Annotated in this window: 1 protein-coding gene; it reads left to right on the forward strand. The window is 47.0% G+C overall.

Annotation, left to right across the window (positions count from 1 at the left end; translation table 11 throughout):
• A partial coding sequence (locus Q1K34_RS17920) for a hypothetical protein (RefSeq protein WP_300442101.1) occupies positions 1 to 217 on the forward strand: 217 nt, incomplete at both ends.

Below are 217 nucleotides of genomic sequence, written 5' to 3' on the forward strand. Positions count from 1 at the left end.
TGACCTTTAAATCAGCTCCTGATTTTGAAGGCAGTGGCGATAATGAGTATGAGGCCATTGTTACGGTAACCGACGGAACCCTTTCCGATACACAAACCCTTACGGTGAATGTCACCGATCAGACGGAAGCAGTTGATTTTACTATCGATGCTATTGGAGATGCTACCGTAAATGAGAACAGCGCCTATACCGGGCCTGCTCCGAGTTTATCAGGTGA

The organism is Christiangramia sp., assembly GCF_029937855.1.
Lineage (GTDB): Bacteria > Bacteroidota > Bacteroidia > Flavobacteriales > Flavobacteriaceae > Christiangramia.